This is a genomic window from Azospirillum sp. SYSU D00513 (genome assembly GCF_017356015.1).
Classification (GTDB): Bacteria; Pseudomonadota; Alphaproteobacteria; order Azospirillales; family Azospirillaceae; genus Azospirillum.
The window spans coordinates 20,172-36,686 of sequence record NZ_JAFIQV010000003.1 but is presented as its reverse complement, the minus strand read 5'-3'; the positions used below and the strand labels follow the sequence as shown (position 1 = coordinate 36,686).

The following is a 16,515-nucleotide window of genomic DNA, read 5'->3' as shown; positions in this document are numbered from 1 at the left end:
TGCTAGGAATATTAGCCGAAACAGTCAAGCAATATTATTGCGCGTCACCGGGGCGTAACGTGCGCGCCGACGTTCTTCAGCTTGGTGATGGCGAAGTCATCAAAGGCCAACGGGATCAGGCTGCCGCGCGCCCGATAAGCGCGGTACAGGTCGCGGGCCGCCCGCATCGAGCGGCAGCCGTCGGCGCACGGTGGGATCTCGCCGCCGCCGTTGAGAAGGCACAAGGTCGGAGCCGGACCGGGGCCGTTGCAGTCGATTCCCTTCAGCTCGTACGGATTCAGCTCGACGTCGCGCAGGCTGTAGACCGCCCATGCGAGCGAATAAACGAAATCGTCGTGGGCGCCCTTGATCGCCTCAAACTTCGGCAAGCCGCCGCCGTCGTGCTGGTACTCGAAGGTTCCCAGCTCGGCGAGCAGGCTCTCAAAGCTGGGGTGAATGTGGAGCCGGCCTTCCGCCGCGATGGTGTGCAGGGTCGTGAAGGCGTTGGCCTGCCTCTCGGCGGTGGGGTGGATCACTTCATGGTCGAAGGCCTGATCGCCGCACCACGCGGAAATGTCCTGCGCGTTGTAGGATTCGATTGCCGCCCGCTTCAGGCCGTAGTCGCGGGCGTAGCGCGAGAAGTTGCTCTTGATCCCGCTGGCGCCACTGAAGCGGACCTTGTCGGAGGCCAGGACGTAGAAGTGGTCATCTTCGCCGACCAGCAGCTTGACGACGGCGGTCGTCACGGTGGCGTCGCCGTGGATCGAGAAGCCGAAGGCGCGGTCGAGGCCGGCGCCGACGATATGGGCCGCGCCGCCGGTGATTGACGGAAGGTCGATCCGGTAACTGTCGCGGCACCGCTCGATCACGTCGGCCGGGAACAGCGCCGAGGATGACGCGGTCCAGAGGTTGAGGTGCTGTTGCGCGAACTCCGCCGGCAGCATCTGGGACGCGCGCGAGCGGAGCTTTGCCGGGGAGATCCAGCGTGGCGCGTTGGCGCAGGCGTCTTCGAGATCCCGATAGCTGATATGGCTGAAGAAGAGCGTCGGATCGTCGCCTCGCTGGGCGCTGCCGTAGAGCGCGAACAAGGGCGAACTGCGTGAGCCGGTCGTGCTGTCCACCAGAACCAGGCCGTCGTCGGTGTCGATAGTCGAGCTGGCGAGCACCTGATAGGCGTCATCGGTGCGCGCGGCGTGCAGTTCGGAGATCTGCGCGATGGTGATCTTTTTGCCGTAGAGCGCAGCCGGCGACGACGCGAAGCCCTGGATCACGTTGCCGAGGGCGGCATACTCGATCTTGTCGGCCGTGATCGAGATAGAGCCGGCCTTGACCAGCGCCTTCGTGTAGGGCGTTTGCTCGATGACGGTGCGGATCGTGCGGAAGGCGGTGTCGGTCGTCTGCCGCTCGCTGTTGGCGACGACGGCGACGTTTTGCGTTTGGCGCGTCAGGAACCGCCAAACGATGATCAGCGCCGAGACGAGCGTTTTGCCGTGCCGGCGCGGCCAGCAGAAGACGACGGTCGAGAAGCCGCCGTCGAGCGCCTTGGCGATTTCCTCGCGCTCGCGCTGGCCGGGCACGTAGGGCTCAAAGCCGCCCTTGGCGCTGGGCACCAGCGGCTTGACGTCGTCGAGCCACAGGAAGAAGCCGGCGCTGCCGTCGCGCCAATCGGCGATCTTGCTGCGCTTGGCCGTGGCGGTGGTCATGTCAGCGCCTTGCGAACGGCGTCGGCGACGGCGGGCGCGATCTCGCCCCTCTGGTCGTCGAAGGCGCGCTCCAGGAACTTGCCGCCGGCTTGCTGCCCTTTGGCGATAGTGCCGGGGCCGGGCTGGAAGGCGCCGGAGCCGTAGGGGCCGAGGCCTTCGTGCATCTGGAGGGCGTAGGGATCGACGTCATCACCGCCGACGCCGACCGTCGTCGTGCTGCCGCCGGGGCGGGTCGTGGTCTCGACGAAGTGCGCGGCTTCGAGATCGCCTTCATCGACCGGCGCGTTGAGCTGGGAGACAGTCCTCATCGTCTCGCCTTGCCGATGGATCTCGGCGGCGGCGGCCCGCGTCACGTTGGCTTGGACCCGGCGCAGGATCGTGGCGAGATTGCCGGTGCCGGTCAGCTTCATGCCCACGGCGCCGACTCCTGTTCGCTGGCCTGCGCGGTGTCAATCGGAGGAGGCGGGCTGGACAGCTCGACGGCGAAGGCCGTAGCCGGCTCGGGCCAGAACTCGAAGGGCTCGACGGGAAGCATGGGGCGCCTAAAGTCGCAAGGAAGAATGTAATATTGTTGCGCATATCGAAAGAAACTACAAGATTTTTTGTGAAAATGCGACGCGGCCAAGGACGGCTGTGACAGCGATCACCAACTTCGGTCGCCTGAGCCGATGACAAGAATACAAACGATGCGCTTAACGTGTATGAACAGAGAGGGAGAAGTGCCCCGCATGACCACCCCGTCGGGGTGTTACGCACACTGTTTGTAACAGCTGCTAAGTCATTGATTTATATAGATGGCTGGGGCGCCAGGATTCGAACCTGGGAATGGCGGTACCAAAAACCGCTGCCTTACCGCTTGGCGACGCCCCAGCAGACCGGCCTTGAAGGCCGGAAGGGTCGGCAAACTAACCGGAAAGCCGGCCGGCTGCAACACCCCTTTTTCGCCTATTTGCCCTCCCGGCGCCAGGCAAGCAGAAGGGCGCCCAGCGCCAGCGCCAGGACGGCGGCGACAGGCAGCAGGGGGACTTCGGTCACGCCGGTGACGACATAGTCGCCGTTGGCGCGCAGGCCGATCCAGCCGTTGCCGGACTGGTCGCGGTCGGGGCGGGTGCGGCGGACCTCCACGCCGGGGCGGGGGCCGCTTTCGGTGTCGGCAATCCACTGGATGCCGCCGCGGGTCGCCTCGGCCACGGGGGCGAGCTTGTCGCCGGTGGAGCGCACGTCGGCCAGCTCCGGCGGGTTCACCGCACCCACCACGGCCAGAGCGGTGCGCTCGCCGTCCGTGACGCGGTAGATGCCGGGCTCGCCCGCCAGCACGGTGGCGCTGGTGAGGCCGCCCTGGCTTGCCGTCATCTCCAGCGTCCGCGTCTCGTCGGACGGGGTGGTCAGGGTGACGGAACGCGGATCGGGCTCCAGGGAGCGGCGCTCCACCGTGATGCGGCTGCCGTCCACGCGGGCGCGGAGGTCGTTCTCCTCCAGTTCCGGCTCCTTCATCAGCCAGTGGGCGAGCCGGCGCAGCAGCTCCGCCTGCGGGCCGCCGCCCTCGAAGCCGCGGCTCCACAGCCAGATCTGGTCGGACGCGAGCTGCGCCACGCGCCCCTCGCCGACGCGCTGGAGCACCAGCAGCGGGCTGCCCTGCGCACCCTCCATGACGACGGAACCCTCGCCCGGCAGGACCTCCACCTGGTGGAACCAGCGTCCCCAGCTCGGCTCGCCGTCGGGGCGGTCGCCGGGCAGGCCGCTGGTCACCGGGTGGCGGCGACCCAGTTCGGTCACCTTCGGGCGGAAGGGCTGGTCGAGGGTCTCGCCGGTCGGCTCGGCCGGCAGCACGTCGCCGAGCGGGGTGCGGAACAGGGACAGCGGCGTTGCGTATCCCTGGCCCGACGTCTCCAGCAGGGCGCCGCCGTTGCGCACATACTGGGCGATGTTCTCCAGATACATCTGCGGCAGCACGCCGCGCCGGCGGTAGCGGTCGAAGATGATCAGGTCGAACTCGTCGAGCTTCACCTCGAACAGCTCGCGGATAGGGAAGGCGATCAGCGACAGCTCGCGGATCGGGGTTCCGTCCTGCTTCTCGGGCGGGCGCAGGATGGTGAAATGGACGAGATCGACCGAGGGGTCGGCCTTCAACAGGTTGCGCCAGGTGCGCTCGCCGGCGTGCGGCTCGCCCGACACCAGCAGCACGCGCAGCCGGTCGCGCACGCCGTTGACCACCACGGCCGCGCGGTTGTTGGCGAGCGTCAGCTCCTGACCCGCCGCCTCCACCTCGATCTCCAGCACGTTCTGCCCGCCGTGCGAGACGGGCAGATCCAGCGTGAAGTCACGGCCCACGGGCACCCGCGCCGTCGTCGGGGCGCCGCCGTCCTGGCGCATCGTGACGCTGGCGGTGTCCGCCTGCCGGCCGGGCATGTCGTCCACCCGCAGGGTCAGCTCCACCGGCTTGCCGACGATGCCGTAGGCGGGCGCCTGCACGATGGCGAGGCGGCGGTCGCCTTCCTCGCGGTTGCCGGTCAGCAGCGTGTGGACCGGCCCGCCCTCGGCCAGCTTGGCGACGTTCTCCGGCACGTCGTGCACCTGGCCGTCCGTGATCAGCACCGCGCCGGCCAGCCGGCGGCGCGGCACGTCGGAAGTGGCGGCGGCCAGCGCCTCGAACAGGTGCGTCTCGTTGATGGCGCCGCCGGCCTCGGCCCCGGCCCGCACGACGCGCACTTCCAGGTCGTCGAAGGCCTTCAGCCGCTCGGTCAGATCGGCCAGTGCCCGTTCGGCGCGGGCCCGCCGCTCCCCGATGTTCTGGCTGGGGGAGGCGTCCACCACCACCACCGCCACGTCCTTGATCGGGTCGCGCTTCTCGTTCACCAGCGAGGGGTTGAGCAGCGCCACGGCGAGCACCGCGACGGCGGCGAGGCGCAGCAGCGTGCCCCGCGCGCGCCGGAACAGCGCCAGCGCCACCACCGCCAGCGCCAGCGCCAGCAAGGGCAGCAGAATCGCCCAGGGCAGAAGCGGGGCGAAGGCGATCGAGGTCCCTTCGAACATCACTGGCCGAGCCTTTCCAGAATCGAGGGGACATGAACCTGATCGGCCTTGTAGTTGCCGGTCAGCGCATAGACCACGACGTTGACGCCGAAGCGGTAGGCCATCTCGCGCTGGCGCTCGCCGCCGGGCACGGCCGCGTACATAGGCCGGCCGGCCTGATCGACCGCCCAGGCGGCGGCCCAGTCGTTGCTGCCGATGATGACCGGCGAGACGCCGTCGTTCGCCTGCCCCTCGCGCGCCTCGATCCACAGCTCGCCGCCGGCGTAGCGGCCGGGGAAGTCGTTCAGCAGGTAGAAGGACTTGGTCAGCACATGATCGGGCGGCACGGGCGCCAGCGCCGGCACGTCGATGCCCTGAACCAGCCGCTGGAGCGACTGGCTGCCGCCTCCGCCGCTCAGGCCCATGCCGGTGCCGCGGTCGCGCGTGTCGAACAGGATGGTGCCGCCGTTGCGCAGGTAATCGTTCACGCGTCCGCGCGCTTGGTCGCTCAGCGCCGCCTGGCCCTGCGACACCGGCCAGTAGAGCAGCGGGAAGAAGGCCAGCTCGTCGGTTTCCAGGTTCACCGCCCGGGCGCCGGCTGCCTCCACCGCCGTACGCCGGGTCAGCACGTCCACCAGCCCCTCCAGCCCCGCGCGGGACAGGTTGTCCACCGTGGCGTCGCCGGTCTGCACATAGGCGAGGTAGGTTTCCGCCGTCACCTCGACCGCGCGGGCATCGTCGGCCAGGGCCGGCCGCGACGGAACGGCGAAGGCGGCGAGGGAGCTGGCGGCCAGCAAGATTGCCGCGGCTGCGGCACCGGCCCGCCGGCGCCCGCCCCAGCGGCCGAGCAGCCCGCGCAACGCCAGCGCGATCAGCAGGTCGATGGTGAGAAGCGCCAGCGCGAAGCCAAGCAGCGAAGGCTTCAGCGCGATCTCCCCGCGCCCGCCGAAGCTCGACCGGGCGATGCCCGGCGGCAGGCCGCCCAAGGGCTCGATGGCGGTCACGGCGGCGCTGAGGTTCAGGGCCTGGCGCGAATCGTCGGTGCCGTAGAAGCCCGGCGGATGGCGCGGCCCGATCAGCTCCGCCGGGGCGGCGTCGCCCTGGATGGGGAAGGCCGTGGCTGGCGGCGGCACCAGCCGGCCATAGCCGTCCAGCAGCTCCAACGGTTCCAGCGCCACGGCGCGCCCGCTGCCGGCGACGCCGCTGCTCAAGGCCGCGACACGCCGCAGCATGTCCACGAACAGGCCCGAGATGGGCAGGTTCGACCAGTCCGGGCTGGCGCTGGTGTGGACCAGCACGATCCAGCCGTCGCCGCGCTTCTCGGCGGTCACCAGCGGCGACCCGTCGGCCAGCCGTGCCCAGCTCCGGTCCGCGAGGTCGAGCGAGGGCTCGGCCAGCACCTGCCGGCTGACCGTCACGTCGTCCGGGATGCGCAACCCGTGGAAGGGGCTCTTGGCGTCGAAGGGCTGGAGCCGCGCCGCCTCGGACCAGGACAGCGCCCCGCCCAGCGCGCGGTCGCCGATGCGCAGCCGCACCGGGACCAGCGTGTCGGCGTTCTGGGCCAGCCGCGGCCCGGCGAAGCGCAGCAGCACGCCACCCTCCCTCACCCATTCCTCGGCCTGCTCCGCCTCCTCTCCGGTCAGGGAGCCGACATCGGACAGGATCAGCACGGACAGGTCGCGTTCCAGAAGTTCGAGCGTGCCGCCGCGCCGCACCTCGTTGTAGGGCGCCAGCGCCCGTTCCAGGTAGTGCAGGTCGGACAGCAGCGGCTGGGTCTCTCCCTCGGCACGGCCGGAGACGAGCCCGACCGGGCGCCGCCGCCAGCGCTCGTCGAGCAGCACGGTGGCTCCGGCGGTGGTGTCGTTCTCCACCCGCAGGCTCGCCGCCTCGTTGCGCAGCTCGCTCGGGATCTCCAGCCGGATGTCGCGGATCTTCTGGCCCGGCTCGAAGGCGGCGGTCTGCCGCGTCAGCAGCCGCCCGTCGTCGGCCGAAAGCCGCACGGTCACCGGTTCCGGACGCGTGGCGTCGGCCCGCGCGACGCGGGCGATCAGCGCCGAATCCTCCATGGCCGGGGGCAGCAGCAGATGGGCCGGCACGCGGTTCAGGTCGTCCAGCAGCTCGGCCGAGCCCAGCCGCTGCAGCGCCTCGGCCAGGGCGGCGGCCGAGGCGTCGCCAAGGCCGTCGGACAGCCACACAGCGTGCAGGGCCCCTTCGGGCCTCAAGGCGCGCACGGCTTCCAGCGCCGCGGCGCGGTTGGCCGGCCAGGGCAGGGGCTCCATGGCCTGGATGATGCGGCGGGCCTCGACCGGCGGCAGGGATGCCGTCGCCTGGAGCTTTTCGCCGCTCGCCGACGGTGCCGTCGGCAGGAGGATGACGTTGCGGTTCTGCCGCTCGGCCTGACCGACCAGCTCCTCCATGGCCTGACGGCGGGCGGGCCAGTCGCGCCCGGCGGCCCAGCCGTTGTCCACCACCAGCAGGAGCGGCCCGCCGCCCGGCAGCGCCGCGCGGGGGTTCAGCAGCGGGCCGGCGAGCGCCAGGATCAGCAGCGCCGCGGCCAGCAGCCGCAGCAGGAGCAGCCACCAGGGGGTGCGGGCCGGCGTTTCCTCGGGTGCCGTGAGGTCGCGCAGCAGCCGGATCGCGGGGAAGCGGACCACGCGGGGTGCCGGCGGGGTGACCCGCAGCAGCCACCACAGGGCGGGCAGCACCACCAGGGCGGCGAGCACCCAGGGTGCGGCGAAGGCGAACGGTCCCAAGCCCAGCATCAGCGTTCCAGCGTCATAGGTTGCGTCCAGCGCGCGAAATCTTCACCTGTGCCCTCGATGGCCCCGGCGCAAGCGCTCGAACCGGTCCCCCGCACCGGCTAGACCGGCGCCTGGGCGAGGGCGCCCCAGAGGGCGAGCAGTGCAGCCTGCGGCGGCCGGTCGGTGCGGTGGGTGGCGAAGCTCCAGCCCGCCGTGCGCGCCAGCGCCGCCAGCCCGTCCCGGTGTGCGTGCAGCCGCTCCAGATAGGCCTGCCGCACCGCCTCCACGCGCGGCACCAGCAGCTCGTCCTCGCCCTCCAGCCCCTCGAACTCGACGCGCCCGTCGAAGGGCAAGGTTTCCTCCGCCGGGTCGAGCACCTGGACCAGATGGCCGCGCAGCCCCCGTCCGGCCAGGGCCGATACGGTGGCGTGGATCTCCGGCAGGGGTGACAGCAGGTCGCCGTACAGCACCACCTGGGCGTGGCGGGGCAGCGGCTCCGGCCGGGGCAGGGGATCGGGGGCACTGGCCGCGCGCGGATCGGTCAGCAGGTTGGTCATGCGGTCCAGCGCGTGGCGGCCATGGTCCGGCCGGGCGCCGGAATTCAGCAGCGCCACCCGTTCCCCGCCGCGCACCAGCAGCACCGAGGTGGCGAGAACCAGCAGGTCGGCGCGCTCGCGCTTGGTCGGCAGCCCGGGGGCGGAACGGTAGTCCATGGAGGGCGAGCGGTCGCGCCACAGCCAGACGCTCTGCGCGGCCTCCCACTCCTTCTCCCGCACATAGACGGGCTGGGTCTTGGCCGACTGCTTCCAGTCGATCATGGTCGGCGAATCGCCCGGCTGGTAGCGGCGGAACTGCCAGAAGGTCTCGCCCAGCCCGACGCGCCGCCGCCCGTGCACGCCCTGCGCGACGGTGGAGGCGACGCGCTCCGCCGCGACCAGCAGCGGCGGCAGGGTGGAGGCCAGCCCCTCCGCCCGCTGGCGCGTGCGCAGGGATTCGGTTGCCTGGGCCGTCCCGGCCCGCGCTTGGCCCGTTCCGGGCTGGCCGGTGTTGGAGGACGCCATGCCCCGCGCCCTCACGCGAGCGGCGCGCAGAGGCGGTCGATGACGTCGTCCAGCGTGATGCCGTCGGCGCGGGCCGCGAAGTTCAGCGCCATGCGGTGGCGCAGGATGGGCTTGGCGAGCGCCACCACGTCGTCGAGCGACGGGGCGATGCGGCCGTCCAGCACCGCGCGGGCGCGGGCCGCCAGCATCAGGGCCTGGCTGGCGCGCGGGCCGGGGCCCCAGGCGACGTGGCGCTGCACTTCGGGCAGGTCGCTGGTCTCCGGACGGCCGCGGCGGACGAGGTCGAGGATGCCCTCCACCACGCTCTCGCCGACCGGCACGCGGCGCACCAGCCGCTGGGCGGCCTGGAGGTCGGCGGGGGTGAGCACCGTCACCGCCTGCTCGTCGGTGGACCCCGTCGTCGCGATCATCATGCGCCGTTCGGCGTCGCGGTCCGGATAGACCACCTCGACCTGCATCAGGAAGCGGTCGAGCTGCGCCTCGGGCAGCGGGTAGGTGCCTTCCTGCTCCAGCGGGTTCTGGGTCGCCAGCACGTGGAAGGGGGCGGGCAGGTCATGGTACTGGCCGCCGACCGACACGCGGCGCTCCTGCATCGCCTGGAGCAGGGCGGATTGGGTGCGCGGGCTGGCGCGGTTGATCTCGTCGGCCATCAGCAGCTGGCTGAACACCGGGCCCGGGATGAAGCGGAAGGAGCGGCGGCCGCTCTCATCCTCCTCCAGCACCTCGGAGCCCAGGATGTCGGCGGGCATCAGGTCGGGCGTGCACTGGATGCGCTTCTCCTCCATGCCCAGCACCTTGCCCAGCGTCTCCACCAGGCGGGTCTTGGCAAGGCCCGGAACGCCGATCAACAAAACGTGACCGCCGGCCAGAAGCGTGATCAGAGTCAGGTTGATCACCTCCTGCTGGCCGAAGATGACGCGCCCGATGCGCTCGCGCACCGTGGCCAGACGGCCGCCGAGCGCCTCGATCTCGGCCATCAGCTGATGGGGGTTCTCAGGCGCGGGGCGGGTGAGGTCGGTGGCGCTCACGTCTCTACTCCCATTCAAAATCCGGCTTTACGGACCTATGTGACGACTGTGGCGAAATTACGTTGCGCCGCGGGAACGATCCGCCCTGCCAGCGGATCCCCCGGCTGGTACCGGAGGGCGGCATGATGAAGGTCGGTGACGGAGAGGGCGTTGGCAAGCGGGCAAGTGGTACGATGCCGTCGGAAGGACCCGCGGCCCTGCCGTTCGGGCCGACGGAGGAGGCCTACGACATACGCATCGCCCGCGACGGCACCTGGCACCATGAGGGCGAGCCGATCCGCCGGATCGAGCTGGCGAAGCTGTTCGCCACGGTGCTGCGGCGCGACGACGCCGGCGATTACTGGTTGATCACCCCCGCCGAGCGCGGGCGGATCCTGGTGGAGGACGCGCCCTTCGTCGCCGTGGAGATGACGGCGCGCGGGGAAGGGGAGGAGCAGGTCCTGGCCTTCCGCACCAACCTGGACGACTGGGCCGAGGCCGGGCCGGACCACCCCATCCGGGTCGTCCACAATCCCGAAACGGGCGAGCCTGCCCCTTATGTCGAGATCAGGAAAGGGCTGGAAGCGCGCATCCTGCGGTCCGTCTTCTATGAATTGGTGGACCGCGCCGTGCCGAAGGGTGAAGATGCCGAGGCTGAGGTGGGAGTATGGAGCAACAAGACCTTCTTCGCGCTGGGCAGGCTGCCTGGCGATTGACGCTGGACGAGGTGCGCCGCCGCTTTCCCGGCAGCGCCGCCGCCAGCCTGCACGTCGCCGACGAGGCGGAGCTGACCGCCGCCGCTAAGATCCGCGGCGACCATGACCTGAACCCGAGTTCGGCGCCCCCGGACAGCCTGCGCGAGGCCGCCGTGCTGGTGCCGCTGGTGGACCGGCCGGAGGGGGTGACGGTCATCTTCACCCAGCGCACCGCGACCCTGTCCGCCCATGCCGGGCAGATCAGCTTCCCCGGCGGCCGGCGGGAGCCGGAGGACGCCTCCCCCGAGGAGACGGCGCTCCGCGAGACGCTGGAGGAGATCGGGCTGGCCCGCGGCTCCGTGGAGATCCTCGGGCGGCTGGACACCTACGTGACCAGCACGGGCTTCCAGGTGACGCCGGTGGTCGGGCTCGTCCACCCGCCTTTCGAGCTGAGGCCCGACCCGACCGAGGTGGCCGAGGTGTTCGAGGTGCCGCTGGCCGTCATCCTCGATCCGGCCAACCCGCAGCGCCACAGCCGCGAGTTCAAGGGGCGGGAACGCTTCTTCTATGCCTTCCCTTACCAGCAGCGCTACATCTGGGGAGCGACCGCCGGCATGCTGGTGAACCTGCGCGACGTGCTGTCCGCTGGGCCGCTCGGCGATGAGTCACTGGGCGGGGAGCCGGTGGGCGACACGCCCTGAAGCTGCATGCCCTAAAGCCCCAGGCCACTTGAACCCATTGGCATCGGCCCGGCCGCCGGGCTAGCCTTCGCGCCATGATCCGCACCGCCCGCCTCGACCCGCAGCCCTGGATGACCGCGCCCGAGACGCGCGCCGTGCTCGCCGCCCTCGCCGCCGGGGGCGTGGAAGCACGCTTCGTCGGCGGCTGCGTGCGCGACGGCTGGCTCGGCCGTGCGGTCAAGGACATCGACATCGCATCGCCCGCCCCGCCGGAGCGGGTGATGGAGCTGCTGAATACTGCCGGCGTTAGGGCGATCCCCACGGGGCTGGCGCACGGCACCGTCACGGCGCTCGTCAACCGCGTGCCCTTCGAGATCACCACCCTGCGCCGCGACGTGGAAAGCTACGGGCGTCACGCGTTGGTCGCCTTCACCGACGACTGGACGGAGGACGCGGCGCGGCGCGACTTGACCATGAACGCGCTGAGCTGCGCGCCGGACGGCACGGTCCACGACCCTTTCGGGGGGATCGAGGACATGGCGGCGGGCCGCGTCCGCTTCGTCGGCGACCCGCGCACCCGCATCCGGGAGGACGTGCTGCGCCTCCTGCGCTTCTTCCGCTTCCACGCCCATTACGGCCGGGGCGAGCCGGAGGCGGAAGCGCTGGAGGCCTGCGCCGAGCTGGCGCCGCTCCTGCCGGCCCTCTCGGGCGAACGGCTCCAGGCCGAGACCCTGCGGCTGCTGACGGCGGCCGACCCGGCACCGGTCTGGCGGCTGATGATCGGGGCCGGGGTGATGGAGCATCTGCTGCCGAACGCCACGAACACCGGGCGGCTCGACGGCCTCGTCCGGCTGGAGAGGGCGCTGGGCGAACCCGCCGACCCTCTGCGCCGGCTTGCCGCCGCGCTCGCGGTGGATCGGGCCGGGGCGCTCGCCGCCGCCGAAAGGCTGCGCCTGTCCAACGCGGACCGCGACCGCCTCGCCGCCCTGGCCGAGCCACCGCAGGCCATAAATTCGATGGACGACGAACCCAGGCGCCGCCACGCGCTCTACCGGCTGGGCGATGCCGGGCTGTACCGGGACCTCGTGCTGCTGTCGGCCGCCGGGGCGCCGGGGCCGCTGGCGCTCGACGGGGTGCGGGCGGCGCTCGCCACGGCGGACGAACTGCCGTCCCTGCGCTTCCCCGTCGCCGGACGGGACCTGCTGGCGCTCGGCCTCAAGCCCGGCCCGGGGCTCGGCGCCCTGCTGAAGCGCGCGGAGGAGTGGTGGATCGCCGAGGATTTCCGGCCCGGCCGGGAGGCCTGTCTGGAACGGGCACGGCAACTCGCCGCTCAGGCCTGAATTCGGGGTTACGGCCACTTCACCTCGGGAGGCATGCTCATGAGGATGGCCTCCACGTTGCCGCCGGTTTTCAGCCCGAAGGTCGTGCCGCGGTCGTAGAGCAGGTTGAACTCCACATAGCGGCCGCGGCGGACGAGCTGGTGCTCGCGCTGCTCCGGCGTCCAGGGGCGGTTCATGTGGCGGCGGACCAGCTTCGGGTAGACGTCCAGGAAGGCCAGCCCGACGTCGCGGGTGAAGGCGAAGTCGTCGTCCCAGCTCCCGCTGTCGAGGTTGTCGTAGAAGATGCCGCCCACGCCGCGCGTCTCGTTGCGGTGCGGCAGGAAGAAGTAGCGGTCGCACCACTCCTTGTATTTCGGGTAGTAGGCCGGGTCGTGCGCGTCGCAGGCACCCCGGAGCGCGCCGTGGAAGTCGGCGGTGTCCCCCTCGTCCGGCACCATCGGGGTGAGGTCCGCGCCGCCGCCGAACCAGCCGACGCTGGTGACGATGTGGCGCGTGTTCATGTGGGTGGCCGGCACCAGCGGCGAGCGCATGTGCGCCACGAGGCTGATCCCCGCCGCCCAGAACCGGCCGTCCTCGCCCGCGCCGGTGATGTTGCCCCGGAATTCCGGGCTGAAGGTGCCGTGCACGGTGGAGATGTTCACTCCGACCTTCTCGAACACCCGGCCCTTCATGATCGCCATGGTGCCGCCGCCGCCCTCGCCGCCGCCATGGTCCGGGCGGGTCCAGGCCTTGCGTTCGAAGCGGCCGGGAGCCATGTCGGAGTGGGTGCCGGTCAGCTCGTCCTCGATCGCTTCGAAGGCGGCGCAGATCCGGTCGCGCAGCTCGGCGAACCAGGCGGTCGCGCGGGCCTTCTGCTCCTCGGTGGGGACGGTCGGCATGGGCGGGCGTCTCTCTATGGGGTGGCTGCGGCACTCTGTCGCAGCGCTTCACCCAGCACCATCGCCGCGCTGAGTGCAACATTAAGGGAACGCGCCGGCGGCTTCAGCGGGATGACGAGACGGACATCGGCCGCCTCGTGCACGGCCTCGGGAACGCCGGCGCTCTCGCGGCCGACCAGGATGCGGTCCTGGGGCGCGAAGGCGAAGTCGGTGTAGGGAATGGCCCCGCGCGTTGTCAACAGCACCAGCCGCCCCTGGTGCGTGGCCTGCGCGTAGGCGGCCCAGCTGCTGTGCCGGGTGAGGTCGAGCTGGTCGAGATAGTCCATGCCCGCCCGCCGCAGCCGACGGTCGTCGAGGACGAAGCCGCAGGGTTCGATCAGGTCCATGGGCACCCCGAGTCCCGCGGCCATCCGCATCATGGCGCCCGCGTTCTGCGGGATGTCCGGTTCGAAGAGCACGAGACGCATGCAACGGTCCTCCTGTCAGACGATGATTCCGGGCAACAGCGGGTGCCCTATTTCACGGTGCGACACTCTGCCCGCAGACAAACCTTTTCAAGGCTGTGGCGCGGCGGTATACCCCACCCGGAATCATCGGGGCCCACACCCCGGCCGACGCGGCGTGCCCGGATTTACCCTAACGGCGGACAGGCTCGTCAAATCGTGTTCGTGGACGATCAAACGTGTCATCCGGCGCCTTGTCGCGCTGCGTATGCTTGAGGAGAGAAGAGCTTATGGCTGATACCACGCATCCGCCCGGGACGGGTGCCCATGGGGCCCATGGCGGTGACGGTACGAACCGCCGCGACTTCCTGTACCTGGTCACCGCCGGCGCCGGGGTCGTGGGCCTCGGTTCCGTGGCGTGGCCCTTCATCGACAGCATGAACCCCGCCGCCGACACGCTGGCGCTGGCCTCCATCGACGTCGATCTGGCACCGGTCGAGGTCGGCCAGGCGATCACCGTCACCTGGCGTGGCAAGCCGGTCTTCATCCGGCACCGCACGGAGAAGGAAATCCAGGAGGCGCAGTCCGTCAATCTCGGCGACCTGCCCGACCCGGCTCCCGATTCCGAGCGTGTCGTGAAGCCGGAATGGCTGGTCATGATCGGCATCTGCACGCACCTCGGCTGCGTGCCGCTGGGGCAGAAGCCCGCCGATCCGAAGGGCGACTTCGACGGCTGGTTCTGCCCTTGCCACGGTTCGCACTACGACAGCGCTGGGCGTATCCGCAAGGGCCCGGCTCCCGCCAACCTGGTCATTCCGCAGTATGCCTTCACGGGCGACACCGCGATCCGGCTCGGCTAAGCGGCCCTAGGTTCTGGAGACCCCAAGAATGGCTCAGGCTCACACGCCCAAGTTCAAGAATCCGGTCGTGAACTGGATCGACAGCCGCCTGCCGATCTTCACGATGCTGGATCACGAGTACAACCAGTATCCGATGCCCCGGAACGTCAACTATCTGTGGGCGTTCGGTGCCATCGCCATGGTCATGCTGATCGTGATGATCCTGACCGGCCTGTTCCTGGCGATGCAGTACGCGGCCAACACGCAGGTCGCCTTCGAGTCGGTCGAGCGCATCATGCGCGACGTCAACTACGGCTGGCTGCTGCGCTACGTGCACGCCAACGGCGCGTCGATGTTCTTCATCGCCGTCTACATCCACATGTTCCGCGGCCTCTATTACGGCTCCTACAAGGCGCCGCGCGAGATCCTGTGGATCCTCGGCGTGATCATCCTGCTCGTCATGATGGCGACCGGCTTCATGGGCTACGTTCTGCCCTGGGGTCAGATGAGCTTCTGGGGCGCCACCGTCATCACGAACCTCTTCTCGGCCTTCCCAATCATCGGCGACCCGATCGTGACCTGGCTGTGGGGCGGCTTCTCGGTCGACAACCCGACGCTGAACCGCTTCTTCGCGCTGCACTTCCTGCTGCCGTTCGTGCTGTTCGCGCTCGTCATCCTGCACACCGCGGCGCTGCACGTGTCCGGTTCGAACAACCCGCTGGGCATCGACCCGAAGGGCCCGCAGGACACCGTGCCGTTCAACCCGTACGTCACGATCAAGGACGGCTTCGCGGTCGTCGTGTTCTTCATCTTCTTCGCGGCCTTCGTCTTCTTCGCCCCGAACTACCTCGGCCATCCGGACAACTACATCCCGGCCAACCCGCTGGTGACCCCGGCGCACATCGTTCCGGAATGGTACTTCCTGCCCTTCTACGCGATCCTGCGCGCGATCCCGGACAAGCTGGGCGGCGTTCTCGCCATGTTCGGCGCCATCGCCGTTCTGGCCGTCCTGCCGTGGCTCGACACCTCCAAGGTGCGCAGCACGAAGTTCCGCCCGATCTACCGGATCTTCTTCTGGCTGCTCGCGCTCGACGCCCTGCTGCTCGGCTATGCCGGCGCAATGCCGGCCGAGGGGCTGTGGCTGTGGCTGGCCCGTCTCGGCACCGCCTATTACTTCTTCCACTTCCTGATTCTGCTGCCTGTTCTGGGCAAGCTGGAGCGTCCGCTGCCGCTGCCGGCCAGCATCAGCGAAGCCGTTCTGAAGCCCAAGGAGAAGGCGTGATGCGCGCGTTGAAGTCTGCAATCCTTTCCGCGGCCTTCGCCCTGGGTCTGGCCGGCGCCGCCCAGGCGGCGGAGGGCGTCCACATTCCCTCGCAGGACTGGTCGCATGACGGTGTCTTCGGCACCATCGACAAGCCGTCGGCCCAGCGCGGCTTCCAGGTCTACAAGGAGGTCTGCGCCGCCTGCCACTCCATGCATCTGGTCCCCATCCGCACGCTGGCGGGCATCGGCTTCACCGAGGACGAGCTGAAGGCGCTCGCCGCCGGCTATGAGGTGCAGGCCGGCCCGAACGACGAGGGCGAGATGTTCATGCGGCCGGGCATCCCGGCCGACCGCTTCCCGAGCCCGTTCCCGAACGACAACGCGGCCCGCGCGTCGAACGGCGGCGCGCTTCCGCCGGACCTGTCGCTGATGGCGAAGGCCCGCGTCGGCGGCGAGAACTACATCTATGCGTTCCTGACCGGCTTCGAGGACCCGCCCGAGGGCGTGAACCTGATGCCGGGCATGAACTACAACAAGTACTTCCCCGGCCATCAGGTCGGCATGCCCAATGTGCTGGTTCCGGACGGGGTGACCTACTCCGACGGCACGGCAGCGACGGTGGAGCAGCAGGCGCACGACGTCTCGGTCTTCCTGACCTTCGCCGCGGAGCCGCACCTGGATGCCCGCAAGCAGATGGGCGTGAAGGTGATCCTGTTCCTGATCGTGCTGGCCGGCCTGATGTACGCCGTCAAGCGCCGTCTCTGGAGCACGATCCACTGACCGGCATCGCCGGGAGATCGCCGCTTCGCGGAAAATCGTGACGGACAGGGCGCCTTCGGGCGCCCTGTTCCGTTATTGGGGTGCGACGGTGAAG

The 16,515-nt window shown here is 70.1% G+C and carries 14 protein-coding genes and 1 tRNA gene; 6 read left to right on the top strand and 9 right to left on the bottom strand.

What is annotated here, in order from left to right:
- Positions 1-44: 44 nt before the first annotated feature.
- The 7 genes from JUB11_RS03015 to JUB11_RS02985 form a co-directional block, all read right to left on the bottom strand.
- Positions 45-1,682 carry a terminase large subunit gene (locus tag JUB11_RS03015; RefSeq protein ID WP_207456054.1) on the bottom strand — a complete coding sequence of 546 codons (1,638 nt, stop codon included), beginning with the start codon at positions 1,680-1,682 and terminating at the stop codon, positions 45-47.
- On the bottom strand, positions 1,679-2,098 hold the full coding sequence (locus JUB11_RS03010; RefSeq protein ID WP_207456053.1) for a hypothetical protein: 420 nt from the start codon (positions 2,096-2,098) through the stop codon (positions 1,679-1,681). The genes JUB11_RS03015 and JUB11_RS03010 overlap by 4 nt, the downstream gene beginning before the upstream one ends.
- 379 nt (positions 2,099-2,477) lie before the next feature.
- A tRNA-Gln gene (locus JUB11_RS03005) sits at positions 2,478-2,552 on the bottom strand.
- 75 nt (positions 2,553-2,627) lie between these two features.
- Entirely contained in the window at positions 2,628-4,715 is a 2,088-nt protein-coding gene (locus tag JUB11_RS03000) for a hypothetical protein (RefSeq protein ID WP_207456052.1), read from the bottom strand.
- On the bottom strand, positions 4,715-7,456 hold the full coding sequence (locus JUB11_RS02995; RefSeq protein WP_207456051.1) for a DUF4159 domain-containing protein: 2,742 nt from the start codon (positions 7,454-7,456) through the stop codon (positions 4,715-4,717). Before JUB11_RS02995 ends, JUB11_RS03000 begins: the two co-directional genes overlap by 1 nt.
- 98 nt (positions 7,457-7,554) lie before the next feature.
- Positions 7,555-8,496: a DUF58 domain-containing protein gene (locus JUB11_RS02990; RefSeq protein ID WP_207456050.1), complete on the bottom strand. Its 942-nt coding sequence runs from the start codon at positions 8,494-8,496 to the stop codon at positions 7,555-7,557.
- 11 nt (positions 8,497-8,507) lie between these two features.
- On the bottom strand, positions 8,508-9,473 hold the full coding sequence (locus tag JUB11_RS02985; RefSeq protein WP_207456384.1) for a MoxR family ATPase: 966 nt from the start codon (positions 9,471-9,473) through the stop codon (positions 8,508-8,510).
- Positions 9,474-9,697: 224 nt separating this feature from the next.
- On the opposite strand from JUB11_RS02985, the gene JUB11_RS02980 reads away from it, so the two are divergent.
- From JUB11_RS02980 to JUB11_RS02970, 3 genes are all read left to right on the top strand, one after another.
- Positions 9,698-10,219: a DUF1285 domain-containing protein gene (locus JUB11_RS02980; RefSeq protein WP_247886823.1), complete on the top strand. Its 522-nt coding sequence runs from the start codon at positions 9,698-9,700 to the stop codon at positions 10,217-10,219.
- The gene (locus JUB11_RS02975) at positions 10,216-10,899 is read left to right on the top strand and encodes a CoA pyrophosphatase (RefSeq protein ID WP_247886809.1); all 684 of its coding nucleotides are present in this window, start codon (positions 10,216-10,218) and stop codon (positions 10,897-10,899) included. Before JUB11_RS02980 ends, JUB11_RS02975 begins: the two co-directional genes overlap by 4 nt.
- A 74-nt stretch (positions 10,900-10,973) precedes the next feature.
- Positions 10,974-12,218, top strand: a complete 1,245-nt coding sequence (locus tag JUB11_RS02970; protein ID WP_207456047.1) for a CCA tRNA nucleotidyltransferase — start codon at positions 10,974-10,976, stop codon at positions 12,216-12,218.
- Positions 12,219-12,226: 8 nt separating this feature from the next.
- Here the strand turns inward: JUB11_RS02970 and hemF are convergent, their stop codons facing one another.
- Together hemF and JUB11_RS02960 are read right to left on the bottom strand one after the other, a co-directional pair.
- Positions 12,227-13,096, bottom strand: a complete 870-nt coding sequence (hemF, locus tag JUB11_RS02965; RefSeq protein WP_207456044.1) for an oxygen-dependent coproporphyrinogen oxidase — start codon at positions 13,094-13,096, stop codon at positions 12,227-12,229.
- 14 nt (positions 13,097-13,110) lie between these two features.
- Positions 13,111-13,563, bottom strand: coding sequence for a tRNA (cytidine(34)-2'-O)-methyltransferase (locus tag JUB11_RS02960; RefSeq protein ID WP_207456042.1), 453 nt, complete (start codon positions 13,561-13,563; stop codon positions 13,111-13,113).
- Between the two features lie 266 nt (positions 13,564-13,829).
- Here JUB11_RS02960 and petA point away from each other — a divergent pair, with 266 nt between their 5' ends.
- The 3 genes from petA to JUB11_RS02945 are packed head-to-tail and all read left to right on the top strand — an operon-like array spanning position 13,830 to position 16,421.
- On the top strand, positions 13,830-14,399 hold the full coding sequence (petA, locus tag JUB11_RS02955; RefSeq protein ID WP_207456041.1) for a ubiquinol-cytochrome c reductase iron-sulfur subunit: 570 nt from the start codon (positions 13,830-13,832) through the stop codon (positions 14,397-14,399).
- A gap of 28 nt (positions 14,400-14,427) precedes the next feature.
- Positions 14,428-15,660: a cytochrome b/b6 gene (locus tag JUB11_RS02950; protein ID WP_207456040.1), complete on the top strand. Its 1,233-nt coding sequence runs from the start codon at positions 14,428-14,430 to the stop codon at positions 15,658-15,660.
- Positions 15,660-16,421, top strand: coding sequence for a cytochrome c1 (locus JUB11_RS02945; protein WP_207456039.1), 762 nt, complete (start codon positions 15,660-15,662; stop codon positions 16,419-16,421). The genes JUB11_RS02950 and JUB11_RS02945 overlap by 1 nt, the downstream gene beginning before the upstream one ends.
- The last annotated feature ends 94 nt before the right edge of the window (positions 16,422-16,515 follow it).

Bases quoted from the DNA above. Each gene is read 5' to 3' on its own strand.
- JUB11_RS02985 (WP_207456384.1), bottom strand. From the start codon at position 9,473: ATGGCCGAGATCGAGGCGCTCGGCGGCCGTCTGGCCACGGTGCGCGAG.
- hemF (WP_207456044.1), bottom strand. From the start codon at position 13,096: ATGCCGACCGTCCCCACCGAGGAGCAGAAGGCCCGCGCGACCGCCTGG.
- petA (WP_207456041.1), top strand. From the start codon at position 13,830: ATGGCTGATACCACGCATCCGCCCGGGACGGGTGCCCATGGGGCCCAT.
- JUB11_RS02995 (WP_207456051.1), bottom strand. From the start codon at position 7,456: ATGCTGGGCTTGGGACCGTTCGCCTTCGCCGCACCCTGGGTGCTCGCC.
- JUB11_RS02945 (WP_207456039.1), top strand. From the start codon at position 15,660: ATGCGCGCGTTGAAGTCTGCAATCCTTTCCGCGGCCTTCGCCCTGGGT.
- JUB11_RS02970 (WP_207456047.1), top strand. From the start codon at position 10,974: ATGATCCGCACCGCCCGCCTCGACCCGCAGCCCTGGATGACCGCGCCC.
- JUB11_RS03015 (WP_207456054.1), bottom strand. From the start codon at position 1,682: ATGACCACCGCCACGGCCAAGCGCAGCAAGATCGCCGATTGGCGCGAC.
- JUB11_RS02960 (WP_207456042.1), bottom strand. From the start codon at position 13,563: ATGCGTCTCGTGCTCTTCGAACCGGACATCCCGCAGAACGCGGGCGCC.
- JUB11_RS03000 (WP_207456052.1), bottom strand. From the start codon at position 4,715: ATGTTCGAAGGGACCTCGATCGCCTTCGCCCCGCTTCTGCCCTGGGCG.
- JUB11_RS02980 (WP_247886823.1), top strand. From the start codon at position 9,698: ATGCCGTCGGAAGGACCCGCGGCCCTGCCGTTCGGGCCGACGGAGGAG.
- JUB11_RS02990 (WP_207456050.1), bottom strand. From the start codon at position 8,496: ATGGCGTCCTCCAACACCGGCCAGCCCGGAACGGGCCAAGCGCGGGCC.
- JUB11_RS02950 (WP_207456040.1), top strand. From the start codon at position 14,428: ATGGCTCAGGCTCACACGCCCAAGTTCAAGAATCCGGTCGTGAACTGG.